Here is a 24,211-nt window from a genome sequence, read left to right as displayed (position 1 = left end):
CGCGAACCGGCTCGGGCCCGATGCCCGGCCAGCCGTCACCCTTGAAAGGGATACGGAGCCTGCGCGCGAAATGGGTTGTGCACCTCAACGAAGAGGCGCCGAATTCCTTGCGGCGCGTCCCGGAAATAGTTGTCGGGACGCGCTTTTATGGGCCCGAACTATTTTCTACGGCTCCACCTTGGGAGTGGGGCCGGGGACACCCGGAAGCCCGCATGGTCTGCCCGGAGCAGGCTCCAGGGAACCCAGGGGTGAGGGGGGCCCCTGGTAGTCCGGGCCGTACCAGCTCTCGATGAAGCGGATGGGGCCGACGAGGTGGGCGTTGAAGTCCTCCAGCTCCTCGGCGGGCACCCACAGCTCCTGGTGCTGCCGGGCGCCCACCGTCTTGACGGGGTAGCGGGCGAGCCACGCGGCCTCCACGTCGAAGGCGGTGACGAAGCCCACGTGGCCGGAGCCCGGGTCTGGAGCGTTCCAGTCCCGGGCAATCTGCCGCGCGGAGTCCACGTTCATCACCGGGTAGAAGATGGGCTGGTCCGGCAGCCGGGGCGGGAAGCCACGACAGTCGCGGGCCAGGACGAGCTGCGCCTCCTTGAGACCCACCGGGCGATACAGCGTGAGCGTCTCCACCATGCCGTGTCTCCTTGCCGGCGGCTCAGAACGCCGAGCCGTTCACGCGGGTGCCGGGAGACGCGCCCGAGGAGGACAGCGTGTTGTGCGGCACCCAGCTCCCCGCGGCTGAGCCGTCCGGGCTGCGGTTGTGGGAGATGCCCTGGGTGGCGTCGTCGTACCTGCTCTTGTCCTGCTCGGAGCCGTCCGGACGCAGGAGGAAGGCGGTGTCGCCGGAGCTGCCGGTGTTTTTGCCCCGGTTGAAGCGCAGTCCATCGCCGCCATTGGCGTAGGCGACGTTGGGCACGCCCGAGGGCACCGCCGACGCGCCGGAGTAGACGGTGTAGACCTTGCCCGGTTGGAGCATCGTGCCCCCCGGGAAGACGTGGCGCGCGGGCTTGTCGCCCCGCCGCGACTCCTCGTCGTGGATGGAGTAGCCGCCCAGGTTCACGGCGGTGGTGCCGGTGTTTCGGACCTCCACGAACATTTTGTCGAAGTCCACCGTTTCGGTCCCCGAGACGTTGTTCGGGTGGGGCAGGTACTCGTTGATGAACAGCGTGGGCACCGGCCGGTTCACGACGAACACGCCGTCGCTCCCATCGGTGAAGGTGGCGTCCTGTGCGTCGCTGATGCGCACCCGCGCCGTGGCGGACTCCACCGAGGGCACCGTCCAGGTGTACGTGGCGGGCGTCGCGGGCACGGACGCGGCGATGTCAGTCCACGTGAGCCCGTCATCCAGGGAGTACTGCAACCGCACCGTGCTCACCCCGGCCGACGTCCAGGTGATGCCGACCGTGTCGCCCGCGCCGAACGACTCGCCGCCGTTGGGCGCGGTGAGCTTCAGGCCGCGCGCCACCACCTGACCGAAGTTGTAGCGGCTGATGATGGGGTAGTGGTCCGACGTGGTGGAGCCGTAGCTGGGGAGGGTCGGCCGAATCACGGCCGCCGAGTTGGAGACGTAGTTCGCCAGCATCTCGTTGCTGACGAGCTGGTGGTCGATGAACGTCCTGAAGCTCACCGTGGAGGCGACGCCCTGCAGCGACATGGCCTGGGTGACGAAGGTGTAGCGCTCCGTGTCGTTCACGAAGTTGCGGTAGGGCGTGTCGAACTTCTGTCCCCCCGTGCCGGGGTTCGTGGTGGTGGACTCGTCCACGTCGTCGTTCCAGTCACCCACCACCATCACCCGCTGCGTGGGCAGGTTGACGTCCAGGTACCCCTTGAGATGCTGGCCCGCCGCGAGCCGCCGCGCGTAGTCATCCGCGGTGGCGCTGGCCTTCATGTGCAGCACCAGCATGGTCAGGTCCACGCTGGAGCCGCCCCGGCTCACGCGCAGGTCCACGCGCAACGGCGGCCGGCCGGCGAAGTCGTAGTCGTACTCGCCCAGGACGATTTGAGCCTGGCGCACCTCCACCAGCCCCGTCCTGTAGAGCAGGCCCACCTTCTGCTCGTTGAACGAGTAGGAGTCGGAGCCGAACGTCACCACGGGGTCATTGGCCAGGAACCCCGAGTAGCCGGGCAACTGGGTCTTCAGCGTTTCGAACTGCGCCGTGTTGACCATCTCCCCCAGGCCCCACACGTCCACGCCCGCGTCGCTGAGCACGGTCCGCACGTTGGCCAACTGGAGCGCGTCGTCCGCCGGGTCCTCCGTGGGCGAGCCGAACCACTCGATGTTCCAGTTGCCCACCGACAGGGGGAAGCTCGTCGGAGGTCCTCCGTCCGGGATGACCGTGCTCGGCTTCACCTCCACGGAGAAGCGGCCCTCCACCCTCACGCCGCTGGCGTCCTCCACCCGCAGGGTGAAGGTCTGCGTGCCCGTCAGCTCCGCCACGCCCGTCACCTCTCCGTCCTGCGTCAGCGACAGGCCCGAGGGCAGCGAGCCCTCCACCACGGAGAACTTCAGCGGCAGCCGCCCGCCCGTCACGCCGAAGGTGTGCGTGTAGCCGTTGCCGGTGAACGCGGCGAGCGGCGCGGTGTTGGAGAGCAGCGGCGCCGGCCACACCTTCAAGCTGTACGTGTGCGAATCCTGGCTCTTCTCCACATCCCGCACGCTCACCCGGAGGGAGAACTCACCGGAGGCGCTCGCGGGGCCGGTGAGCTTCGCGTCGGCCGAATAGAAGGAGAAGCCCGGGGGCGGCTCCGTCTCCAGCGTGTAGTTCAGGGGCGCCGTCCCTCCGGTGGCCGTCAGGCGCGCCTCGTACGTGGCGCCCACCGTGGTGTCGGCCAGCTCGGTGGTGGGGAACTTGGGCCCCCCGCCGGGGTCCTCGTGATTGCTCCCCGGACAGGCGCTCAAGAAGGCCAGGACGACGAGTGCCCCGGCGGCGCGGACGAAAGACATGGGTGTGGCTCCAACAGGTCGGGCCCTCGGCCGGGCCCCGCATTTGAAACGAGACACTCTAGCCAAATCCTTGTTGCGCGACGATGACGGCCTCGAACAGGGACAGAGCCGGCGGACGTCGCGCCGCGTTGGAACGGCAATGGCCGCCAGCGTCGTCCGTGACATATTCAAGAGAGTCGCGGGAACCATGGGGGGCTCTGCCGCCGCCCGACGAGAGGACACGCTCAATGGCCGAGAAGTGGGACAAGCAGTTGATGGAGTTCCTCAAGCGCACCGGTGACGAACTCAAGCGCACGACCGACGACCTTCGCGGCGAGGCGCAGCGCCTCCTCAAGGAGGTGAAGGACCCGGACAAGCAGGCCAAGGTGAAGGAAGGCCTGGAGCAGCTGCGCACCTGGGCGGCCAGCAGCACCAAGGTGGCGGCGGAGAAGATTGAAACGGCCGTGCGCCAGGTCGAGGGCGCCGTGGAGCGCGCCTTCCACCAGGAGGGCGAGGCCACGGCCAGTCCCCCCGCCAGCAAGAAGGCCAAGGGGGCCAAGGGCGCCTCCTCCCGCGCGAGCCCCGTCGAGCCCGCTCCCACGGAAAGCCCGGCTCCGAAGGCCGAGCCCCGCGCCGCGAAGAAGGCCGCGGGCACCAAGTCCATCGGTCGCGCCAAGGCCAAGAAGGCGGGCGGGCAAGCAGCGAAGAAGGCCGCTCCGGCTTCCAAGAAGACGATGGGCCGCGCCAAGAAGCCCACCGCCTGAGCGTGAAGTTCCACTCCGCCTGAAGCGGGCCCGCACAATCGTGAGGCCCGGATTCCGTGAGTCGTTCCCGGCTGTTGGAACGGTGTGCGGCGCGTGAGATAGTGCGCGCCGTGGCCGGCTCCAGCGAAAAGGACAGCATCCAGGCGGAAATCGGGCAGGACGTCATCGACGCGGCGGTCCGCAGCGTCGAGCGTCGAATGGAGGATGACGAGGTGACCGTCATCGAGGTGGAGGCCCCCCAGGCCGCCGCCTCCGACGAGGACCTCGCCGCTTCCCCCGAGCTTTCCGTGACTTCCGATGACCTCGTGGCGACTCCGGCGACAGCCGAAGAGGTCGCCGCCCTGCGCGCGGAGGTGGAATCGCTCAAGGCGCAAGTCGAGTTCAGCCAGGCCAAGGGCCGCGAAACCATGGACCGGCTGCGCGAGGCGCACGAGCGCGCGAAGGAAGCGCAGGACCGCATGGTCCGCGCCGCCGCGGACCTGGAGAACTACCGCAAGCGCGCGCAGAAGGAGAAGGAGGAGGTCCAGCGCTTCGGCTCGGAGAAGCTGCTCAAGGACCTGCTCCCGGTGTTGGACAACCTGGACCGCGCGCTCGAGGCGGCGGCCAAGTCCACCGACATCGACAGCTTCCAGAAGGGCGTGGCCATGACGCGCAAGTCCTTCGAGGACACGCTCGGACGCCACGGCGTGAAGTCCTTCAGCGCCAAGGGACAGCCGTTCGACCCGCGCATGCACGAGGCCATCCAGCAGGTGGAGACGGCGGACGTGCCCGTGGGCCACGTGGCCTTCGAGGTGGTCCGCGGCTTCTTCCTCAACGAGCGGCTGGTGCGTCCGGCCCTCGTCGTCGTCGCGCGAGCACCCGAAGTCGCGCCCGTCGTCGAAGCCGCGTCCGCGGTGGAGACTCCATCAACCACGCCGCCCGAGGCCGTGGAGGCGCCGTCCTCGCGGGACGGTGAGCCGCGCGCCGAGGCACACGTGCCGCAGTCGGACAGCACTTCCGGGGGGAGTCAGTAAGCATCATGGGCAAGGTGATTGGAATCGACCTCGGGACGACCAACTCGTGCGTCGCCGTCATGGAAGGCGGCGAGCCGGTGGTCATTCCCAACAGCGAGGGCAGCCGCACCACGCCTTCGATGGTGGGCTTCACGGACTCCGGTGAGCGGCTGGTGGGCCAGATTGCCAAGCGGCAGGCCATCACCAACCCGGAGAACACCGTCTTCGCGGTGAAGCGGCTCATCGGCCGCAAGTTCGACTCGCCGGAGGCGAAGAAGGCCATCAGCGTCAGCTCGTTCCGGGTGGCCACCAGCCCCAACGGCGACGCGTGGGTGGAGATTCGCGGCAAGGGCCACAGCCCGCCGGAGGTCTCCGCCATCATCCTGATGAAGATGAAGCAGACGGCGGAGGACTACCTCGGCGAGCCCGTCACCGAGGCGGTCATCACCGTCCCCGCCTACTTCAACGACAGCCAGCGCCAGGCCACCAAGGACGCCGGCCGCATCGCCGGCCTCAACGTCCTGCGCATCATCAACGAGCCCACCGCGGCGGCGCTCGCCTACGGCCTGGACAAGGTGAAGGACGGCGGCACCGAGCGCGTCGCCGTCTACGACCTGGGCGGCGGCACGTTCGATATCTCCATCCTGGAGCTGACCGCCGGCGTCTTCGAGGTGAAGAGCACCAACGGCGACACGTTCCTGGGCGGCGAGGACTTCGACCAGCGGCTCATCGACTACCTGGCCAAGCGCTTCGCCGAGCAGAACAACGGGCTCGATTTGCGCAAGGACCGCATGGCGCTGCAGCGGCTCAAGGAAGCCGCCGAGCGCGCCAAGCACGAGCTGTCCAGCGCGCCGGAGACGGAGGTGAACCTGCCGTTCATCACCGCGGATGCGTCCGGCCCCAAGCACCTCACGGAGACGGTGGACCGCTCCACGTTCGAGGCGCTCGTCGCGGACCTCATCGACCGCACGATTGAACCCTGCAAGATTGCCCTGAAGGACGCGGGCCTGAGCGCGCAGCACGTCAATCAGGTGCTCCTCGTGGGCGGCATGACGCGCATGCCCCGCGTGCAGCAGAAGGTGCGCGAGTTCTTCGGCAAGGAGCCGCACAAGGGCATCAACCCGGATGAAGTCGTCGCCGTGGGCGCGGCCATCCAGGGTGGCGTGCTCAAGGGCGAGGTGAAGGACGTCCTCCTCCTGGACGTCACGCCGCTGTCCCTGGGCGTGGAGACGGCGGGCGGCGTCTTCACCAAAATCATCGACAAGAACACCACCATCCCCTGCAAGAAGAGCCAGGTGTTCTCCACCGCGGTGGACAACCAGCCGCTGGTGAGCGTGCACGTCCTCCAGGGCGAGCGCGAGATGGCGGCGGACAACAAGACGCTGGCGCGCTTCGAGCTGGTGGGCATCCCCCCGGCGCCGCGCGGTGTGCCGCAGATTGAAGTGTCCTTCGACATCGACGCGAACGGCATCGTCCACGTCAGCGCCAAGGATTTGGGCACCGGCAAGGTCCAGCAGGTGCGCGTGGTGAGCAACTCCGGTCTGTCGGAGGCGGAAATCCAGGGGATGATTTCCGACGCGCAGGCGCACGCGACCGACGACAAGAAGAAGAAGGAGCTGGCGGAGCTGCGCAACAACGCCGACGGCCTCATCTACACGACGGAGAAGAGCCTGGAGGAGTACGCCAGCCTCCTGTCGGAGAAGGACCGCGAGGAGATTCGCACGGACCTGGAGCGCCTCAAGGGCATGCTCAACACCTCCGACGCGGTGGCCCTCAAGGAGTCCTTCCAGCGCCTGGAGGGCAGCGCCTACCGCATCGCCGACGCCATCTATACCGGCCAGGCGAGCTGAACGAGCACCCCCGGATTCCGGACGGGGGGCGTGCAATCATCTCCACGCCTCTTTCGTAGCGTGAAGCACCCCCTGTCCGTTCCGAGGTCGTGAGTCATGGATCCAGTCGAAGCCGTGGTGATTACGTCGGTGGTGGCGATGACGGTCGGCATCCCCTTTCTCGGGTTGACGCTGCGCTTCTCGCTCAAGCCGGTGCTGGAGGCGTTCATCCGGCTGCGCGAGGCCCAGCTCGGCCAGCACCCGGACACGGCGATGCTGAAGGCGCGCGTGGCCCACCTGGAGCACATGCTGGAGATCCACGGCCTCATCGACGACCGCCGCGCCCTGCCGCTGTCCTCGGCCTCCTCCGAGCGGGTGTCCAGTAGCGTGTCCTTGAAGGACCGCGAGCGCGTCTAGCGGCAACCCCAGACTTTCCGGGGAAGCGCGTGCGGGTGTGTAATGGGCCCGTGGAATTCCCTTCGTTGGAGACAGAGGTCGCGTTCCTGCGCGGCCTGGTGGCGGTTCATCGAATGTCGGACGACATCCTGGAGGACTGCCTCCAGCGCGGCCTGACGCTGGACGCGGGGCTGGATGTCTTCCTCACGCAGTGCGCGCGCATGGTGCACGCGCCCGCGGGCTTCGTGTCCCTGCGAGGCACTCGCGGGCCGGTGCTGACGCGGGTGCTGGGCGATTTGGGCGCGGACGTCTTCGAAGCCGCCAACTGGCGAGGGCCGCACCGGCTGAAGAACGGGCGGATGCTGTTCTGCACCCGGCTGAAGCTCGGCAAGCTGGAGCTGGGCGGCCTGGGGCTGGCGGTGGACGGCGCCTTCGAGGATGGCGGCGGGCTGGTGATGAAGCTGGTGGAGGCCATCGGCGAGCAGCTCGACACGGCAGTGCTGGCCTTCCTGGCCCTGACGGACGGGCAGGGGCCCCTGGAGCGGCTGGACGAGCTGTCGCTGGACGACACGCCGGTGCCGCGCGGGCGCATTGGCAAGTACGAGGTGCTGACGCCCCTGGGCACGGGCGGCATGGCCCAGGTGCTGGTGGCGCGGGCGCGGGGCCCGGAGGGGCTGGGGCGGCTGGTGGCCCTCAAGCGCATCCTCCCGCACCTGACGGCGGACCCGGCCATCGTCCAGCAGTTCCTGGACGAGGCGCGCATCGGCCTGCGGCTGTCGCACCCCAACCTCGTCCACGTCTACGACTTCGGCGAGGCGCAGGGCGCGTACTTCATCGCCATGGAGCTGGTGCGTGGCGTGGACCTGGACCGGCTCCTGCGCGCGCACAAGGGGGCGCTGACGCCCGAGCAGGCGGCGGCCATCGTCGTGCAGGCGCTGCACGGATTGCACGCGGCGCACCTGCTCAAGGGCGAGGACGGCAAGCCGTTGCACCTGGTGCACCGGGACTTGTCCCCGCACAACCTGATGGTGGGCTTCGACGGTCAGGTGAAGGTGCTGGACTTCGGCGTGGCGAAGGTCCGCGCGCAGCGGACGATGACGCTGCCGGGAATCGTCAAGGGCAAGCCGCTGTACATGTCCCCGGAGCAGGCCCGGGGGCAGCGGTTGGATGCGCGTAGCGACTTGTTCGCCATGGGCCTCATCCTCTACGAGGCGCTCACCGGGCGGCGCGCGTTCGACCGGGGCGACGAGCTGGTCTCCATGCAGGCCATCTGCGACGAGCGCCTGACGCGGCCCGACACCATCTCCCGCCCGCTGTGGGAGGTGCTGGAGGTGGCGCTGGCCAAGTCTCCCGCGGCGCGCTTCGCGAGCGCGCAGGAGATGGCGGAGCGGCTCGTGGACGTCGTCACGCCCGCCAAGGACACGGAGCTGTCGCGGTTGATGGCCCGGCACTTCCCGGACCGGCTCCGGGAGCTGAACCGGCTGGACCGCACGGAGGCGGGCGGCCGGCCGTTGATGGCGGCGGCGACCTCCGGAGCGATGCCCCCGCAGGAGGACATCGACACGGAGCCTCGCCCCGCGCCCCAGAAGAAGGCGGCGCGCTGATGGGGGCGGACGCCCGGCCCCACTCCGGAAGGAGCGGAGCCCGGGCGGCCTGACCCGGGCGTCGCCTCAGGAGCGGCGCAGCGACGGGTCGTCGTCGGGGGCGTTGAGCGTGCGGGGGGCGTCGACCTCGCCCTCGGTGCGGATGTCCACGTTCTCGTGGCGCACCCGCTCGGTGATGCGGCGCTCCTCCTCGACGACGTCCTTGTGGATGACGACCTCCTCATCCAGGACCGAGCGCTTGGTGATGTCCACCTCTTCCGCATGGAGCGGGACGACGATGGTCTCCTCCTTGAACGTCGCGCCCACCGCGGGCCTCTCCGTCGTCACCGCCCGGCGCTCCACGCGGACCCGCTCGTGGCGCAGGGGGACCTTGACGACTTCCTCCTCCTCCACCACGTCCTTGTGCACGCGCAGCTCACCCGCCTGGGTGTCGCGCTTCTCCACGGACAGCTTCTCCCGATGGACGGGGATGGAGATGTCGTCGTCCCGCCGCAGCTCCTTGTCCAGGCGCGAGTCGGTCCTCTTGAGGTCGGTGTCCGCCCTCATGTTGGCCGAGTAGCTGGCGTCCGTGCCCAGGTTGGCGCTCGGCAGCGGCGTGACGGTGCCCCGGGAGATGTCCGGGTCCCCGTTGCGTACACGGGTCTCCGTCTTCGTGGTGCGCTCGGAGGCCAGGCCCATGGCCCCGGCCGCCATGCCCGCGCCGGCGGTGCCCTTGGCGCGCTCGGCGTCGGAGACCTGTTGGAGGGCGTCCTTGCCCCGGTTCAGAATCACCTCCCCGTCGCGAATCTCGCTCACCTCCGAGAACGCGACCCGGTAGTCCTTGGGGAAGAACAGACCCCTCTCGATGTGGAATGCGTCGTCGCCGATGGCGAAGACCTTGCCGAGCTTCTCGTTGTCGATGCTGCGTACGGCCATTCCTTCCCTGACATCCTTGCGCTGGAACATGGCTGGCTCTCCTCCTGCTGGCTGGATGGAGGGCGCGGTCCACCTCTCCATCAACCGGAAGGTGGGAACAGGTCCGGGGATGAACAGTGCCATGGCGACATGCGCGCGAGGGGCTCGGTCCCGTGGTTGCCCCCAACGGGGCTGCTTGCCCCCGCCCGGCGTGTGGCGGTCGCTCCGCCGCCGAAAAGCCTTCCTCGCGGGGCGCGGCTCGTGGCGCCCCCGGTGGGCGCGTCATGCGCGGTGTGGGACGGGTGTACCGGACGCCCGCTCTCCCCCTGCTCTCCCACGGTGAGTGGGGTCTTTGTGGCCCGTGACGCGCCGCACGGAGGGTACGTGAGCGGAGGGCCTGACTGGCAGCGCGCTTGACCCATGGAGAGGGCTCCCCTAGAAAACCGGGGCTTTGACTCGCAGCACCCCCTGTTGAGGAGGATTGCTCCCCATGCGACGCCTTGCCCCGATGCTGCTCGCCGCGCTCGCCGTCATGGCGGCGGCCTGCGAGAAGAAGACGCAGCCCACTCCTTCCGGCGAGGCTGGCACGCAGGCCGCGCAGGGTCAGTCCGGGAGCACGGCGACCGGGACTCCCGCCGCGGGCTCCGACACCATCCTGCTGGGCCAGGTGGGCGCGCTCACCGGTGGCCAGGCGACCTTCGGCATCTCCACGCGCAACGGCATCGAGCTGGCGCTCAAGGAGGCCAACGCCGCGGGCGGCGTGAATGGCAAGAAGCTGGCCGTCCGCGTCTACGACAATCAGAGCAAGCCGGAGGAGGCCGCGCAGGCCGCCACCCGCCTGATTACGCAGGACAAGGTGGTGCTCATCCTGGGCGACGTGGCCTCGTCCAACTCGCTGGCCATGGCGGAGAAGGCGCAGGCGGCGGGCGTGCCCATGATTACGCCCTCGTCCACCAACACCACGGTGACGCAGAAGGGCGACTACATCTTCCGCGTGTGCTTCATCGACCCGTTCCAGGGTTTCGTCATGGCGAAGTTCGCCCGCGAGGACCTGAAGCTGGGCAAGGTGGCGGTGCTCCAGGACAACAAGAGCGCCTACTCCATCGACCTGTCGGACGTCTTCACGCGCAAGTTCACGGAGATGGGCGGCAAGGTCGCCACCACGGAGAGCTACAGCCAGGGCGACACCGACTACCGCGCGCAGCTCACCGCCATCAAGAAGACGCAGCCGGACGGCATCTACGTGCCGGGCTACTACAGCGAGGTCGGCGTCATCGCGCGCCAGGCCCGCGAGGTGGGCCTCAAGGTTCCGCTGATGGGCGGCGACGGCTGGGACTCCGAGAAGCTCTTCGAGCTGGGCGGCAGCGCGATTGAAGGCAGCTACTTCTCCAACCACTACTCGCCGGACAACCCGGACCCCCGCGTGCAGAAGTTCATCGCCGACTACAAGGCGGCGTACGGCGGCGTGCCGGACGCGCTGGCGGCGCTGGGCTACGACGCGGCCCGCGTGGCGGTGGAGGCGCTCAAGCGCGCCAAGGATTTGAGTGGCCCCTCGGTGCGGGATGCCATCGCGAAGACGAAGGACTTCCCAGGCGTGGCGGGCACCGTCACCCTGGATGACAATCGCAATGCCGTGAAGTCCGCCGTCGTCCTCAAGGTCGGGGACGGCAAGACGCAGTATGTGACGACCATCTCTCCCTAAATGGCGCAGCTTCTCCAGCACCTCATCAACGGATTGGCCGCCGGAACCATCTACGCGCTCGTCGCGCTCGGCTACACGATGGTCTACGGCGTCCTCAAGCTCATCAACTTCGCCCACGGCGACGTCATGATGGTCGGCGTCTACATGGGCTACGCCACCGCCTTCGCGATTGGACGCGAGGCGCGCGGCTCGTTCCTGGGCATCGCCGCCGTCTTCGCGGTGGCCATGCTCGGGTGCGCGCTGTTCGGCTTCCTGATTGAACGCTTCGCCTACCGCCCCCTGCGCGAGAAGCCCCGACTGACGGCGCTCATCACCGCCATCGGCATCTCCTTCGCGCTCTCCTACGGCTTCCAACTGGACATCGGCTTCCTGCCGGGCGCCAGCCCCCGCGCCTTCCCGGAAATCATCGAGCCCAAGGAGTGGATCATCATCGGCGACCGGGACGTCGTCGTCTGGAACTGGCAGGTCATCAGCTTCCTCATTGCCGTAGGGCTGATGGTGGGCCTGCAGTACCTCGTCTTCGGCACGCGCTTTGGCCGGGCGATGCGCGCCGTGTCCTGGGACCACCGGGTGGCGGCGCTGATGGGCATCCCCACCGACCGCGTGATTGCCCTGACGTTCATGCTCAGCAGTGGCCTGGCCGCGGGCGCGGGGCTGCTCTACGCCATCAAGGACACGTCGGTGAGCCCGCTCATGGGTCTGTACGTGGGCCTCAAGGCCTTCGTCGCCGCGGTGATTGGCGGCATCGGCCACGTGCCGGGCGCGGTGGTGGGTGCGCTGGTGTTGGGGCTGGTGGAGGAGTTCGTGGTGGGCTACGCGGCCAGCACCTGGCGTGACGCGGTGGCCTTCGGCTTCCTCATCCTGGTGCTGCTGGTGAAGCCAGGAGGCCTGTTCGGCCGGGTCGCCGCGGAGAAGGTGTGACGATGCAATCCCCCGCGCTTCCCGTCCCCGAGGCACCGTCCCTCGTCCCTCCCGCGCTGCGCGGCATCCTCCCGCTGCTCATCGCGATTCCCACGCTCGCGCTGTTCCACTGGTCGCTCACCGGCTCCGACTTCGCCACGTATCTGTTGTCCGTCGTCGGGGTGAACATCATCCTCGCGGTGAGCCTCAACATCGTGAACGGGATGACGGGCCAGTTCTCCATCGGCCACGCGGGCTTCATGGCCGTGGGCGCGTACATCGCGGGCTACACCTCCCTGCAGCTCAAGGAGGTGGCGCTGTCGTTCCTGCCGGTGTCGGCCAGCGACCAGGTCCTCTTCATGCTGGCCTTGCTCGTCGGGGGCGTCGCCGCCGCGCTGTGCGGCTTTTTGGTGGGCCTGCCCTCGCTGCGCCTTCGCGGCGACTACCTGGCCATCGTCACGCTGGGCTTCGGCGAAATCATCCGCGTCTTCGTGCAGAACACGGACGCGTTCGGCCGCGCGCTGGGCCTGTCGGGCATCCCCCAGTACTCCAGCCCGGGCATGGTGTTCTTCTGGGTGTTCCTCGTCGTGCTGGCGGCGCGGCGGCTCGCCGGCTCCAGCCACGGCCGCAGCCTGTGGGCCATCCGCGAGGATGAAGTGGCCGCCGAGGCCATGGGCGTGGACACCACCGGCTACAAGGTCCGCTCCTTCGTCTTCTCCTCGTTCTTCGCGGGCATCGCCGGCGGCCTGTTCGCCCACTTCGTGCCCATCATCAACCCCGGCTCCTTCACCTTCGTGCGCTCGATGGAAATCGTCGTCATGGTGGTGCTGGGCGGCCTGGGCTCCACCACCGGCGCTGTCGTGGCGGCCATCTTCCTCACGCTCTTGCCCGAAGGCATGCGCTCGCTGTTCGGCGCGCTGGGCACCGAGGGCAGCCTGGCGCAGCGGGTGGACCAGATTCGCATGCCCATCTACGGCCTGCTGCTCGTCGTGCTGATGCTGTCGCGTCCCCAGGGCCTGTTCGGCACGAAGGAGATCTGGGACGTCCTGCCGCGGTGGCTGCCTCGCAAGCGCAGGGGGCTCGCGTGAGCGCGAACGCACAGCCGGTGGCCCCCGCCTCGCCAGACACGAAGTCTCCTCCCGCGCTCCTGCGGGCGGATGGGGTGAGCATCCAGTTCGGCGGCCTCAAGGCGCTGACGGACTTCCACCTCTCCATCCAGCAGGGCGACCTCCTGGGGCTCATCGGCCCCAACGGCGCGGGCAAGTCCACCGCGTTCAACGTGCTGACCGGCGTGTACCAGCCCTCCCAGGGTCAGGTGCTGGTCCGGGACACGAAGGTGAACGGACGCAAGCCGCACCAAATCAACCTGCTGGGCGTGGCGCGCACCTTCCAGAACATCCGCCTGTTTCGCGCGCTCACCGCGCTGGACAACGTGAAGGTGGCCTGCCGCGCGCAGACGGCGCTGCACCAGTCCCGGCTGGGGCTGGGCGCGAAGCTGGTGAACGCGGGCCACAACTACGCGGACTGGTGGAAGGCGCTCCTGCTCACCCCGTCCTTCCAGCGCGAGGAGCGGCGGCTGACGGCGCAGGCCGAGCACCTCCTGGAGGTCATGGGCCTGTCGCACCGCCGCGACGAGGAGGCGCGCAACCTCCCCTACGGCGAGCAGCGCCGGCTGGAAATCGCGCGTGCGCTGGGCAGCCAGCCCCGCGTGCTGCTGTTGGACGAGCCCGCCGCCGGCATGAACACGCGCGAGAAGGCGGACCTGATGGTCCTCATCCGCAAGCTGCGCGACGACTTCAAGCTGGGCGTGCTGGTGATTGAGCACGACATGAAGCTGGTGATGGGCATCTGCGAGCAAATCACCGTGCTGGACCACGGTGAGACGATTGCCCGAGGCGCTCCGGCCGAGGTGCGAAGCGACCGGAAGGTCATCGAGGCGTATCTGGGTGACAGCTACCTGGAGAGCCACGGAGGAGCGGCGTGAGCGACGCGCAGGTGAAGATTCTGGGCGAGCGCCAGGCCTTTGCTCCCCTGCTGACGGTGGAGGGCATCAAGGTCCACTACGGCGCCATCCAAGCCCTCCGGGGTGTGTCGTTGTCGGTGGGCAAGGGTGAAGTCGTCGCCCTCATCGGCGCCAACGGCGCGGGCAAGACGAGCACCCTGCGCGCGGTGAGCGGCATGCTCAAGGCGAGCGCGGGCCGCATCCACTTCGGCGGGCAGGAGACCACGTCCCTCAAGGCGCACCAGCTGGTGCCCCGGGGCATGGCGCACGCGCCGGAAGGGCGCGGCATCTTCCCCAACCTCACCGTGCTGGAGAACCTGGAGCTGGGCGCGTACCTGCGTCGGGACACCGCGGACATCCGCGCGGACATGGAGAAGAACTTCACGCTCTTCCCCGTGCTCAAGGAGCGGCGCAACCAGATGGCCGGGACGCTGTCCGGCGGAGAGCAGCAGATGCTGGCCATCGCCCGCGCGCTGCTCAGCCGTCCCCAGCTGCTGCTCCTGGACGAGCCCTCGCTGGGCCTCGCGCCCCAGGTGACGGAGACCATCTTCCGCACCCTTCGCGACGTGAACAAGGCGGGCGTCAGCGTGCTCCTCGTGGAGCAGAACGCCCACCTGGCCCTCAACTCCGCCCACTACGGCTACGTGCTGGAGACGGGCGAGGTGGTGATGGCCGGCCCTGGCAAGGCGCTCCTGGAGAGCGCGGAGGTGCGTCGCGCCTATCTGGGCGAGTAGTCTCCCGGAAGGCCGATTTTCCGCCTCCGGGCGCACTGTGTCCGTCCTGCCGCCGACGGTTCCGGGGTCCTGGTGACACCTGGAAACTGGCGGGGGATGGAATCTCGGGTAGTCAGAAGTCGAGCAGTTCGTCTAGCGTCGTCCGACGCACCGCGTTCAAACCCTCCCAAAACTCATTTCAGGAAGCGCGCCCATGCCTTCGTTGTCCCGCCTCCTTGCCTCCATTGCCACCCTCGCGCTGATTTCCCTCGCGTGCGTCAGTCAGCAGAAGACCGACAGCAGCGCCAACTCCGGTGAGGCGTCGTCCACGATTGAGGAGCTGCCCAACGAGGGTGGAGAGACGGGCGGAGACCCGGCGGCCTCCGCGGCCCCGCAGCTCACCGACGTGAGCGCCGAGGAAGGCTTCAACGTCAAGATGCCGGGCCAGCCCCAGGTCCAGCGCCAGAAGGTCAACATCCCCGCGGGCGAGGTGTCCACGGCGGCCTACTCGCTGCAGACGCCCGAGGGCGTCATCTACTCGGTCAGCATCGCGGACTACCCGGAGAAGGTCGTCGCCAGCCGGCCGCCCGAGGCGTTCCTGAACGAGGGCCGCGACGGCCTCACCAACCAGCTCAAGGGCACCGTCAGCAACGAGCAGGAGCTGACGCTCGACGGCTACCCCGGCAAGTCCTACACGGTGTCCTCGCCCAACGGCGAGGTGCGCGCGCGCAACTACCTGGTGGGCCCGCGCCTCTACACCATGCTGGTGCTCTTCAACCCGAGCATCGGCGCTCCGGCGGCGGACGGCTTCCTCGGCTCGCTCCAGCTCATCAACCCGCCTCCGGCCGTTCAGCGCGCGGGTGCCGCGGGCGCCGACGCGGGCGTGGGTGACGCGGGCGTGGGCGCGGAGGGCGCCGCGGTCGAGGCGACTGCTCCCGACGCGGGTCCGGTGGACGCGGGCGTGGCCGCTCCGGCGAAGAAGCGCCGCACGAAGTAGTCTCGCGGGCTTCGAGGGTGCACGGCCGCGCTCGCGTGAGCGTGCACCCGCTGACAGGCGCCCCGTTCACTTGAGAAGGAATGGGGCGCCCCGTGGGTGCGGGGCGGCTTCCTTCTTCGCACTGTCGCCCACATTGTCCCCCCTGGGCTTTCAGGGAGGGATTCATGACAGGGCTGGCTGGGGCCTTGCTCGCCGCGGTAGTGGCGGCGGGCGGCTCGGCGCTGGTTCCGGTGAGCGGGGGCAATGCCCTGACGCTCCCGGCGCAGCGCCACATCGTTCACGTCGACACGGGTGGAAGTCGTCCTCCCAGCCTCCTGGTGGCCATCCAGCACGGTGGCTCGGAGGGCAGGGGGCTGGTCCTGTACCGCTCCGAGGACGGGCTGCGCACCGTGCGGCGGGTGGGGGACATCCAGCCGGACTCCACGCACACGGACCGGGCGGAGCTGGTGGCGGTGGGGCGGGACGTGGCGCTCGTCTATTCGTACGAGGGCCCGCAGCTGGCGCCCTCGCGGCGGCATGACGTCTGGTTCCAGTGGTGGCGCTACCAGTCCTCGGCGGACACGTGGCAGCCGGAGCCGGCGGTGCGCGTGCTGGACGCGGCGGATGACAGCACGGGCTACTCGCGGGCGCTGTTGACGCGCGACTCGAAGGGGCGCTTCTGGGTGCAGGCCTTCCGGGTGGAGGTGGATGGCGGCTCCACCGCGGTGGTGGCGGTGTCCACCAACGGCGGGCAGGGCTTTGGGGCGCCCCAGGTGCTGGACAGGGTCAACCGGCGCGGCGGCGGTCGCTTGCTGAGCGTGGGGACGAAGCTCGTCTTCGTCTACGCCATGCATGACGGCTTCGTGCCCACGCGCATGCGCATCCGCTCCGACGCGGACCCGGTGGACACGTGGGGGCCGGTGCGCGAGGCCTTCTCCGAGGGCATCTACCATGGCGCGGCGCTGAGCGCGGTGGCGGACGGCAAGGGTGGCATGCACCTGGTCTACAAGGACGAGACGGAGCGGCTGTATTACCGGCGCTTCGACGGGACGTCCTTCGGGCCGCGCAAGCTGGTGGAGGGCACGGGCGACTGGGCGCTCCAGGCGGCCACCACCCGCGTCGGCGACACGCTGTACATCTTCTACAACCGCATGCGGGTGCTCAATCAACACACCGAGCTGCGCGTGCGCGTCCTCGGGGCGGACGGCGGCCTGGGCGACGCGGTGACGCTCGCCGGAAACGTGACGTTCAAGGGTTATCCCAACGCGGTGGACGTGCTGCCGGAGGGCAGCGCCGAGGCGCCGTGTCTGTACGGCGAGGCGGTGGACGCGAGCTCGCGAGGCACCGTGTCGCGGGTGGCGATGGCGCTGGACGAGCAGCCCTCTGGAGACCCCTTCACGCTGGAGCTGGTGCGCGCGGGCGCGAGCCACGAGCTGCTCGCGGTGGATGGCGCGGGCACGCTGTATGGACTCGCGGCCGGCGGCGACCGCTCGCGGTTGATGGCGAGCACGGATGGAGGGGTGAGCTGGGCCGCGCGCGGACAGGGTGGGGGAAATCTATGGACGCTGGCGGCGATGACGAACGGGACGCTGGTGGCGGTGGCCAGCCACGGCGGCGCGTACTCCCTCCAGCGCTCCACGGATGGCGGGCTGACGTGGAAGGACGAGGTGAGCCTGGGCAGCTACCGGGCGATGGGGCCGCGCAGCTTCGCGGAGCTGGGCGGCGCGTGGTTCTTCCTCGAGTACCAGACCTTCACCTCGGCCTCCGCGCCGGTGCGGGTGTGGGCGAGCACGAATGGCGGAGCCACCTGGTCCGTGCGCTCCACGCTCACCGCGCACCGGCATGGCTATGCGCTCGTCGCGGACCCGGTGACGGGGGCGCTGTGGGCGATGATGGGCAGCAACAAGACGCAGGCGGCGGTGCTGCGCTCCACGGATGGGGGACGGACGTGGACGACGGTGCTCCAGGGCTACGGGGCGAACGCGGTGGCGGGCGTGGCGATGGCGGATGGCTCGTTGCTGCTCGGGCAGTCCACGTTGTTCGAGCCCGAGCATCCGAAGCTGCTGCGTCTGTATGCGGATGGCCGGGTGAGTACGGTGCGGGAGTTGCCGGGGCCCGCGTACTCGCTGGTCGCCGCGCCCGGTGGTGGCTGGGTGCTGGGGACGGCCTGGTCCAGCGCGGGGGACGTGCAGGCGCCGGGTGACGTCTCCGCCCGACTCTTCACCAGCGGAGATGCGCGGACATGGCAGGAGGCGCGGCGCCACGAGCGGATGAGCGGGGCCGACCTGGCGCGCGCGGACGTGTGGGGCGTGTTGCCCTCCGGGGAGCTGGTGGTGCGGATGGAGAACGTGAGCGGCTTTGGAAGCGCGGGGAATGGTTTCCAGGTGCTGCGCATCAAGCGCTGATCGGGTGGGTGGGTTAGACCTTCCGGTGCGCGGCGCGAGCACGCCGCCGGGAGGCTGGCATGTGGGATCCGTCGCAGTACACGCGCTTCCGGGATGAGCGGAAGCGGCCCTTCTTCGAGCTGTTGTCGCGGGTGGACGCCGACGCGCCGACGCACGTCGCCGACCTGGGGTGCGGGACGGGGGATTTGACGCGCGTGCTGGCCGAGCGGTGGCCCGGCGCGACGGTGTACGGCGTGGACTCCTCGGTGGAGATGGTGGAGGAGGCGCGCCGCCGTCCCGCGCCGGGCACCGTGCGCTTCGAGGTGGGAGACCTCGCGGGGTGGACGCCTCCCGTGCCGCTGGACGTGCTGGTGTCGAACGCGGCGCTGCACTGGGTGCCGGACCATGTGGCGCTGATGGGGCGACTGGTGGAGAAGCTGGCGCCGGCCGCCGTGCTGGCCTTCCAGGTGCCGGCCAACTTCGATGCGCCCTCGCACCGGCTCGTGGACGAGGTGAAGGCGCTGCCGCGCTTCGCCCGGACGCTTGCGCCCGTGAGGAAGCGGCCCGTGGAGACGCTGGAGACGTACGAGTCGCTGCTGGCGGGGCAGGGGATGACGGTGGATGCGTGGGAGACCACGTACCTGCACCTGCTGCCGGGCGAGGACGCGGTGTTGCAGTGGCTGTTGGGGACGACGCTGCGGCCGGTGCTGGCGGCGCTCGGCACGGAGGAGGGAAAGGCGTTCCTGGACGAGCTGGGGCCGCGCTTGCGCGGTGCGTACCCCGCTCATGCGCGGGGGACTCCGTTCCTGTTCACCCGCCGGTTCGTGGTGGCACGGCGCGGCGGGTGAGGCCCTGGGTGACTACGGCCAGGCGGGCCAGCGGTAGATGCGCCCGTTGTTGCCCACGACCCAGAGGTCGTCGGGGCCCGTGCCCGTGATGTCGTTGAGCTGCGTGATGGGGTTGGTCGAGTGGATCTGCGTCCACGTCGTGCCGGTGGCTCGGTAGATGTGGCCGGCGGCGCAGGTGGCGTAGGCGGACCCGGCGCCGAAGGCGATGACCGAGGTCAGTTTGTGGGTGTTGGGGAAATCCTGTTTGACCCAGGCGTTGTCGCCGAGCTTCCTCAGGACGGTCCCTGAATCACCCACCGCGAAGGCGACCTGGTCGTTCACCACCCAGACGCCTTGGAGGGCGCGCGCACTCGAGTTGTTGGTCTCCGCGTTCTCGGAGGCCCACTCGTTGTTGCTGGGGTTGAAGCGGTAGACGCGTGCCCCGTTCGAGGGACCGCCGACCAACAGCAGGCGGTTCGGGCTGGTGCCGTGGACGTCATAAACGAAGCCGATGGTGTTGGTGGGCGCGTTGTATTCCACCGTGCCCTCGCCATTCCAACGGAAGGCCGAGCCCTCGTTGGCCGCGGAGCTGCTGGCGGCTCCGTAGAGAGTGAGGACGTTGTCGGTCCTCAGTCCCACCAGCCCATGGACCCGGTTGTTGTCATCATGGGTCTGGGTGCAGCCCGAGGCATTCAGCTCCTGGTAGGCCTTCTTGCCGCCCTCCGCGCCAAACCATCCGCGACCGTTGGTGGGGTCGGCCCAGACACTGCGCCATTCCGTGTCGTTGGCGCCACAGCCCGCGGTCACGACGGTGAAGGCGGTTGCTCCTGGGGCCATCCGCGCGCGACGGTTGTCTTCACCCCCGACCCAGACGCCGCCACGGGTCCAGGACGAGGCCGAGTACCAGTCCCTCGCGCCCCCGTTGCTCACGTCCCTGCTGGTCCAGGCGGGAGCGACTCCACCCGGGCAGACGCTCTGGGCCTCCTTCTGGCCATCGCAGTCGTTGTCCAGGTCGTCGCACAGCTCGGGCGCGCCGGGATAGGTCCGCGGGTTGCCGTCGTTGCAGTCCGTGTTGTTCGCGACGTAGGGGCCCTCGGGCTTCACGCAGGACTGCACGGCGCCAGTGGTGCTCCCGAAGCCGTCACCGTCCTCGTCCAGGGACCAGAACGTGGCCACCGAGGACGTCACGCACTCCACCGCCGTCTGGATGCCGTTGCACTGGTTCGTCCCAGGGCACTGGAACGAATCCGAGCACGACATGTTGAGCGTGGGGAAGCCCTCGTTCAGTTCCCCGTCGCAGTTGTTGTCCACGGTGTCGCAGAGGTCGGTGAGCCCCGGACGGATGTTGGGGTTCGTGTCGTTGCAGTCATCTGGAGTGCCGTTGACGTAGCCGGTGGGCGTGTTGCCGCAGACGACCAGGGGCACGGAGTCCTTCTTCCCGTGGCCGTCCGCGTCTTCGTCCCGATACACGTTCCTGCTGGGCGGGGTGTCGCAGTACTGGACGCGGTCCGTCAGGTTGCAGCGGAACACACCCACGCAGTCCACCGACGCCGTGCAGGCCTGACCCAACTGGAAGTAGTCCGTGTCGCTGACGCCATCGCAGTTGTCGTCCATGTCATTGCACAGCTCCGTCACTCCGGGATTGATGCCAGGCACATCATCCCGACAGTCGGTGCCGCCGCTGCTGACCGAGACGTAGCCATCCTGGTCCTTGTCCTCGGCCTGAAGGGACAGCGTGACGGACGGCACGGTGTCGACCGCTACCGTGACGAGTTCGCTGTCGAAGACCACCGCCTTCCCATCGCAGGACTTCTCGAAGGCGGTGGCCCGCACCTCCACGGACGCTCCCCAGTCCAGGGGCGGCACCAGCGCCACCGTCATGCTGCCACCGTCGGCGCGAGTCCCTTTCACCTCCGCGTCCACGACGTCCTTGACGCGCCGCTTGTCGCTGGCCACGTCGAGCGCCTCCACTCGGAGGCATCCCGGCAGGAAGCGGTCGTAGGTCACCGTGATTTTCACGGCGCCCTGGGTGACCTCCTTCTTGCAACCGGCGAGGAGGATGAGGGGGATGGCGAGCAGGAGTCGTCGCATGCCCCGAATTGTACCCGTGCTTCCGGGCCCGGCTCACCTTCTCCGCGTCGGGGTTGAATACACCCGTGGATATTCAAGGCCCCGGGGCGCGCTCGCTCGGGAAATCCGAGTGAAGCACCATCAACCGAGAATCACGCGCGAGGCTGGCGGGCGTTATCAGTTCCTGCTCCAGCGGAACCTGGGTGCCGTAGCGCTGTCGCATCTGCTGCTCCAGACCCGCGACGTCGAGCGAGCCCAGCGTCTCCAGGGTGCCGTATTCCACGCCGGCGCCCCGCGCGTACGCCTTGCGCACCAGCTCCGAGCAGTACATCGCCTCGTCGCCCCAGCCGAAGAGCCAGTCATACGGCTTGCCCAGGTGGGCCTTCGCGGCATCGAGCGCGCGCTGGCGTTGCTCGACAGTCAGTCCCTTGGGGCGCAGCACGAGGATGTGGCCCTTCACGCCGCGCGCCTTCCACTTCGCGAACGGGACGCGCTGCACCGGCTGCACGGCCTCCACCACGAAGATGCCTTGCTTCGTCACCTCCACCAGCCCGACGTGGGACAGCGGGCTGTGCGTGGCCGCCTGGATGGCCTTCGACTGCCGCGAGCGCGACGTGTGCAGGACGACGTCCCCCGTCATGAGATTGGCCTCCAGTCCCTCCCGAGGCGCGGCGACCGCGCCGAGTCCCCACAGCCACACCCCCCACAGCACGAGCCACCGCATGGACCCTGTCCTTTCCAGCGCTTGTCGCGCCAGCGCACGCTGAGTGCAGTCCCGATGCCAGTGTTATGCGGAACGCGTCAGCGGCACTTCGGCCACGCGGTGGTACTCCGGGCCACGGCTCTCGAAGAGGACGAGCCGGTCCACGCGTCCCTCACCGAGGTCCGTACCGGACAGCGCCTTCACGCACTGGAGCAGCGCCGGGTCTCCAGAGGACGCGGAGCTCCGGGCCAGCGTCAGGTGGGGCGCGTAGTCGCGGTACTCCGACTCGAAGCCGAGCGGCAGCAACTGCTCCGCAGTGTCCGCCTGGAGCGCCTTGAGCGCGTCGGTCTCTCCGTGCACGTCCGCCCAGAGCACGCGCGGATGCGTGGGTGTCCCGAAGGTGCCGCCTTCGCCCACCGACAGTGTGAACGGTGCATGCCGGGGACCCACCGACGCGAGCGCCTCACGGATGGCGGGCAGTCGCGAGGACTCCACTTCGCCCAGGAACACGAGCGTGAGGTGCACGCCTTCGACTCGCACGAAGCGGGCGTGGTTGGCGAGCTGTCGCAGCCGCTTCATCTCGGAGGCGACCCGGGCCTCGATGGTGGCCCCCAGCGTGACGGCGGTGAACAGGCGCATGACTCAGGACTTTCTCGCGGACCGGCGCGGCCAGAGCGCGTAGGCCCAGAAGGGGATGAAGGCGAGCAGCTCCGCGCCGACGACGTACAGGCCGCGCGACGACAGCATGCCCGCGCCGATGGGTGACACCGGCAGGGGACGCACGGGGGCGAACAGCCGCGCGTTCGAGAAGGGCCACAGCAGCGCCGCGCCCAGGCCACCATCCGTCAGCGAGTCCAACAGCCCGTGGCTCGCCACCGCGAGGAACGCGAGCCCACCCCAGCGTCCCACAGGCGCTTTCGCCCACTTCGCCACCGCGGCCACCATGAGTGCCACCGCCGCCGCGAACACGAACGAGTGTGACGCGCCCCGGTGTCCCCACGGCGCCGCATAGGGAATGCGGAACACGAAGGCCACCACGTCCGCGTCCGGGAGCAGGGCCAGCATTGAAAAGAGAGCCATGGAGGCGAGCAGTCGACGGGTCGACCCGCCGTTCGCCTCGTACCGCCCCAGGGCCATGCCCACCGCCACGTGACCGATGCTCGCCATGAATGACCTGGGGCGGAAGATACCGCAGGCGGGCCTGGAGGCTCGCATGCCGGTGCGTCCCTGGAGGGTGGTGGTGGGGTGGGCTAGCGTAGCGGGTTGATGCGGATGCTTTCCCATGTCGAGGAGACGCTCCAGCGACGCTTGGAGGGCTGGCGCGCGCAGGTGGGCGAGTGGCTCAACCGGGTCCGCGCGGCGGGCGCGGCGAGCTGGCTGGTGATGTCGTGGCTGTTCGACTGGCGCACGCCGATTGGAGTGCTCGCCGCGTACCTGGCGCTGGCGGTGCTGCTGTGGGCCGGCGCGCGGCGCTTCCCCCGGCTGGGACGGCGTCCGGCGCTCGGGCTCGTCTTCCTGGACATGCCCGCTGTCTTCGCCCTCCAGTCATTGGCCATCGGCACGGCGGGCAACGACAACGCGGTGCCCACCGCGCTCCTGACGCTGGGCGTGTACATCGTGCTCGTGGTGCTGGTGTCGCTGGTGACGCTGTCGCGAGTCATCGTCGTGCTCGCCACGGTGGTCGCCATCGGCCTGGAGAAGATGCTGGTGTTCCAGGCCCAGGTGGAGTGGCAGTCGTTCCTGCCGGGCATGGTGCTGGTGCTGACGCTGGGCGCGCTCGCGGCGGCCTTTATCAGCCGGCAGGTGCTGGGGCTGGTGACGCAGGTGGCGCAAGAGGAGGTGCGGCTGGAGCGATTGGGGCGCTACTTCTCTCCGGAGGTCGCCCGTCAGATTGCCCAGCACGGCACCGAGGCCGGACGCGGCGAGCACCGCGAGGTGACGCTGTTGTTCTCCGACATCCGAGGCTTCACCTCCATGTCCGAGCGCCTGGACAGCCCTCAAGTCGTGGCCCTGCTCAACGAGTACCTGTCGCGCATGGTGGACGTGGTGTTCCGCCATGGAGGCACGCTCGACAAGTTCATTGGCGACGGCATCCTCGCGTACTTCGGCGCGCCGTTGGATTTGCCGGGGCACCCGAAGGCCGCGGTGGCGTGTGGGCTGGCGATGCTGGAGGCGCTGGAGACGCTCAACGCGGAGCGCGTGGCGCGCGGTGAGGAGCCGCTGCGCATCGGCGTCGGCATCCACACGGGGCGCGTCGTCGTGGGGGACGTGGGCAGCTCGCAGCGGCGCGAGTACACGGTGATTGGCGACGCGGTGAACCTGGCCAGCCGGATTGAAGGGCTCACGAAGAAGGTGGGCGTGCCCATGCTGGTGTCGGAGGCCACGCGCCGCTTCTGCCAGGACGACGCGTCCCTGCGCTTCGAGCCCGCCGAACTCCTGCCCGTCGCGGGCAAGGCCGAGCCCGTGGCCACCTTCGTCCCCGGCAAGCAGGCGCTGCGCGAGGTGGGCTGAGCGGACGCGGGCCGAGCGGGGAGGCTC

General features: G+C 69.2%; 21 protein-coding genes. 14 read left to right on the top strand and 7 right to left on the bottom strand.

Going from position 1 to position 24,211, the window contains the following annotated elements:
• Window positions 1–165 precede the first annotated feature (165 nt).
• Window positions 166–627 carry an ADP-ribosylation/crystallin J1 gene (locus G4D83_RS07955; protein ID WP_205522589.1) on the bottom strand — a complete coding sequence of 154 codons (462 nt, stop codon included), beginning with the start codon at window positions 625–627 and terminating at the stop codon, window positions 166–168.
• 22 nt (window positions 628–649) lie between these two features.
• Entirely contained in the window at window positions 650–2,938 is a 2,289-nt protein-coding gene (locus tag G4D83_RS07950; RefSeq protein WP_240356205.1) for a lamin tail domain-containing protein, read from the bottom strand.
• Window positions 2,939–3,165: 227 nt separating this feature from the next.
• Here G4D83_RS07950 and G4D83_RS07945 point away from each other — a divergent pair, with 227 nt between their 5' ends.
• The 5 genes from G4D83_RS07945 to G4D83_RS07925 all read left to right on the top strand — a co-directional run bounded on the left by G4D83_RS07945 (window position 3,166) and on the right by G4D83_RS07925 (window position 8,502).
• Window positions 3,166–3,681 carry a transcriptional regulator gene (locus G4D83_RS07945; protein WP_163864073.1) on the top strand — a complete coding sequence of 172 codons (516 nt, stop codon included), beginning with the start codon at window positions 3,166–3,168 and terminating at the stop codon, window positions 3,679–3,681.
• 101 nt (window positions 3,682–3,782) lie between these two features.
• Entirely contained in the window at window positions 3,783–4,694 is a 912-nt protein-coding gene (gene grpE, locus G4D83_RS07940) for a nucleotide exchange factor GrpE (RefSeq protein ID WP_163864358.1), read from the top strand.
• A 5-nt stretch (window positions 4,695–4,699) separates the two neighbouring features.
• Window positions 4,700–6,523 carry a molecular chaperone DnaK gene (dnaK, locus tag G4D83_RS07935; protein WP_163864072.1) on the top strand — a complete coding sequence of 608 codons (1,824 nt, stop codon included), beginning with the start codon at window positions 4,700–4,702 and terminating at the stop codon, window positions 6,521–6,523.
• Window positions 6,524–6,619: 96 nt separating this feature from the next.
• A complete protein-coding gene (locus G4D83_RS07930) occupies window positions 6,620–6,919 on the top strand; it encodes a hypothetical protein (RefSeq protein ID WP_163864071.1) in 300 nt (99 codons plus the stop codon).
• A gap of 50 nt (window positions 6,920–6,969) precedes the next feature.
• Window positions 6,970–8,502 carry a serine/threonine-protein kinase gene (locus tag G4D83_RS07925; protein WP_163864070.1) on the top strand — a complete coding sequence of 511 codons (1,533 nt, stop codon included), beginning with the start codon at window positions 6,970–6,972 and terminating at the stop codon, window positions 8,500–8,502.
• 66 nt (window positions 8,503–8,568) lie between these two features.
• Here the strand turns inward: G4D83_RS07925 and G4D83_RS07920 are convergent, their stop codons facing one another.
• Window positions 8,569–9,447 (bottom strand): YsnF/AvaK domain-containing protein, encoded by an 879-nt coding sequence (locus G4D83_RS07920; RefSeq protein ID WP_163864069.1) that lies wholly within the window; start codon window positions 9,445–9,447, stop codon window positions 8,569–8,571.
• Window positions 9,448–9,886: 439 nt separating this feature from the next.
• Here G4D83_RS07920 and G4D83_RS07915 point away from each other — a divergent pair, with 439 nt between their 5' ends.
• The 8 genes from G4D83_RS07915 to G4D83_RS07880 all read left to right on the top strand — a co-directional run bounded on the left by G4D83_RS07915 (window position 9,887) and on the right by G4D83_RS07880 (window position 18,921).
• The gene (locus tag G4D83_RS07915; protein ID WP_163864068.1) at window positions 9,887–11,098 is read left to right on the top strand and encodes an ABC transporter substrate-binding protein; all 1,212 of its coding nucleotides are present in this window, start codon (window positions 9,887–9,889) and stop codon (window positions 11,096–11,098) included.
• On the top strand, window positions 11,099–12,019 hold the full coding sequence (locus G4D83_RS07910; RefSeq protein WP_163864067.1) for a branched-chain amino acid ABC transporter permease: 921 nt from the start codon (window positions 11,099–11,101) through the stop codon (window positions 12,017–12,019).
• Window positions 12,020–12,021: 2 nt separating this feature from the next.
• Window positions 12,022–13,086: a branched-chain amino acid ABC transporter permease gene (locus tag G4D83_RS07905; RefSeq protein WP_163864066.1), complete on the top strand. Its 1,065-nt coding sequence runs from the start codon at window positions 12,022–12,024 to the stop codon at window positions 13,084–13,086.
• Window positions 13,087–13,103: 17 nt separating this feature from the next.
• Window positions 13,104–13,982, top strand: coding sequence for an ABC transporter ATP-binding protein (locus G4D83_RS07900; RefSeq protein ID WP_163864357.1), 879 nt, complete (start codon window positions 13,104–13,106; stop codon window positions 13,980–13,982).
• Window positions 13,979–14,734 (top strand): ABC transporter ATP-binding protein, encoded by a 756-nt coding sequence (locus G4D83_RS07895; RefSeq protein ID WP_163864065.1) that lies wholly within the window; start codon window positions 13,979–13,981, stop codon window positions 14,732–14,734. The genes G4D83_RS07900 and G4D83_RS07895 overlap by 4 nt, the downstream gene beginning before the upstream one ends.
• 193 nt (window positions 14,735–14,927) lie before the next feature.
• Complete coding sequence (locus G4D83_RS07890; protein ID WP_163864064.1) at window positions 14,928–15,710, top strand: hypothetical protein; 783 nt, start codon at window positions 14,928–14,930, stop codon at window positions 15,708–15,710.
• A 164-nt stretch (window positions 15,711–15,874) separates the two neighbouring features.
• The gene (locus G4D83_RS07885) at window positions 15,875–18,094 is read left to right on the top strand and encodes a WD40/YVTN/BNR-like repeat-containing protein (protein WP_163864063.1); all 2,220 of its coding nucleotides are present in this window, start codon (window positions 15,875–15,877) and stop codon (window positions 18,092–18,094) included.
• A gap of 59 nt (window positions 18,095–18,153) precedes the next feature.
• On the top strand, window positions 18,154–18,921 hold the full coding sequence (locus G4D83_RS07880; RefSeq protein WP_163864062.1) for a methyltransferase domain-containing protein: 768 nt from the start codon (window positions 18,154–18,156) through the stop codon (window positions 18,919–18,921).
• Window positions 18,922–18,933: 12 nt separating this feature from the next.
• Here G4D83_RS07880 and G4D83_RS07875 read toward each other — a convergent pair whose 3' ends face one another.
• From G4D83_RS07875 to G4D83_RS07860, 4 genes are all read right to left on the bottom strand, one after another.
• Window positions 18,934–20,991, bottom strand: coding sequence for a MopE-related protein (locus G4D83_RS07875; protein WP_163864061.1), 2,058 nt, complete (start codon window positions 20,989–20,991; stop codon window positions 18,934–18,936).
• A 73-nt stretch (window positions 20,992–21,064) separates the two neighbouring features.
• On the bottom strand, window positions 21,065–21,694 hold the full coding sequence (locus G4D83_RS07870; RefSeq protein ID WP_163864060.1) for a YiiX family permuted papain-like enzyme: 630 nt from the start codon (window positions 21,692–21,694) through the stop codon (window positions 21,065–21,067).
• A gap of 63 nt (window positions 21,695–21,757) precedes the next feature.
• A complete protein-coding gene (gene thpR / locus G4D83_RS07865) occupies window positions 21,758–22,312 on the bottom strand; it encodes an RNA 2',3'-cyclic phosphodiesterase (RefSeq protein ID WP_163864059.1) in 555 nt (184 codons plus the stop codon).
• Window positions 22,313–22,315: 3 nt separating this feature from the next.
• Window positions 22,316–22,840, bottom strand: coding sequence for a metal-dependent hydrolase (locus tag G4D83_RS07860; protein WP_163864058.1), 525 nt, complete (start codon window positions 22,838–22,840; stop codon window positions 22,316–22,318).
• Between the two features lie 99 nt (window positions 22,841–22,939).
• Between G4D83_RS07860 and G4D83_RS07855 the strand changes: the two genes are divergently transcribed.
• Window positions 22,940–24,184, top strand: a complete 1,245-nt coding sequence (locus G4D83_RS07855; RefSeq protein ID WP_163864057.1) for an adenylate/guanylate cyclase domain-containing protein — start codon at window positions 22,940–22,942, stop codon at window positions 24,182–24,184.
• Window positions 24,185–24,211 lie beyond the last annotated feature (27 nt).

The sequence above is a fragment of the Myxococcus eversor genome (genome assembly GCF_010894455.1).
GTDB lineage: Bacteria > Myxococcota > Myxococcia > Myxococcales > Myxococcaceae > Myxococcus > Myxococcus eversor.
The sequence above is the reverse complement of the archived record's forward strand: the minus strand, read 5'-3'. Positions and strand labels throughout refer to the sequence as shown.

Bases quoted from the DNA above. Each gene is read 5' to 3' on its own strand.
- G4D83_RS07920 (WP_163864069.1), bottom strand. From the start codon at position 9,447: ATGTTCCAGCGCAAGGATGTCAGGGAAGGAATGGCCGTACGCAGCATC.
- G4D83_RS07910 (WP_163864067.1), top strand. From the start codon at position 11,099: ATGGCGCAGCTTCTCCAGCACCTCATCAACGGATTGGCCGCCGGAACC.
- G4D83_RS07945 (WP_163864073.1), top strand. From the start codon at position 3,166: ATGGCCGAGAAGTGGGACAAGCAGTTGATGGAGTTCCTCAAGCGCACC.
- G4D83_RS07955 (WP_205522589.1), bottom strand. From the start codon at position 627: ATGGTGGAGACGCTCACGCTGTATCGCCCGGTGGGTCTCAAGGAGGCG.
- G4D83_RS07855 (WP_163864057.1), top strand. From the start codon at position 22,940: ATGCGGATGCTTTCCCATGTCGAGGAGACGCTCCAGCGACGCTTGGAG.
- G4D83_RS07905 (WP_163864066.1), top strand. From the start codon at position 12,022: ATGCAATCCCCCGCGCTTCCCGTCCCCGAGGCACCGTCCCTCGTCCCT.
- G4D83_RS07880 (WP_163864062.1), top strand. From the start codon at position 18,154: ATGTGGGATCCGTCGCAGTACACGCGCTTCCGGGATGAGCGGAAGCGG.
- G4D83_RS07930 (WP_163864071.1), top strand. From the start codon at position 6,620: ATGGATCCAGTCGAAGCCGTGGTGATTACGTCGGTGGTGGCGATGACG.
- G4D83_RS07885 (WP_163864063.1), top strand. From the start codon at position 15,875: ATGACAGGGCTGGCTGGGGCCTTGCTCGCCGCGGTAGTGGCGGCGGGC.
- dnaK (WP_163864072.1), top strand. From the start codon at position 4,700: ATGGGCAAGGTGATTGGAATCGACCTCGGGACGACCAACTCGTGCGTC.
- G4D83_RS07875 (WP_163864061.1), bottom strand. From the start codon at position 20,991: ATGCGACGACTCCTGCTCGCCATCCCCCTCATCCTCCTCGCCGGTTGC.
- G4D83_RS07890 (WP_163864064.1), top strand. From the start codon at position 14,928: ATGCCTTCGTTGTCCCGCCTCCTTGCCTCCATTGCCACCCTCGCGCTG.
- thpR (WP_163864059.1), bottom strand. From the start codon at position 22,312: ATGCGCCTGTTCACCGCCGTCACGCTGGGGGCCACCATCGAGGCCCGG.
- G4D83_RS07860 (WP_163864058.1), bottom strand. From the start codon at position 22,840: ATGGCGAGCATCGGTCACGTGGCGGTGGGCATGGCCCTGGGGCGGTAC.
- G4D83_RS07870 (WP_163864060.1), bottom strand. From the start codon at position 21,694: ATGCGGTGGCTCGTGCTGTGGGGGGTGTGGCTGTGGGGACTCGGCGCG.
- G4D83_RS07950 (WP_240356205.1), bottom strand. From the start codon at position 2,938: ATGTCTTTCGTCCGCGCCGCCGGGGCACTCGTCGTCCTGGCCTTCTTG.
- G4D83_RS07915 (WP_163864068.1), top strand. From the start codon at position 9,887: ATGCGACGCCTTGCCCCGATGCTGCTCGCCGCGCTCGCCGTCATGGCG.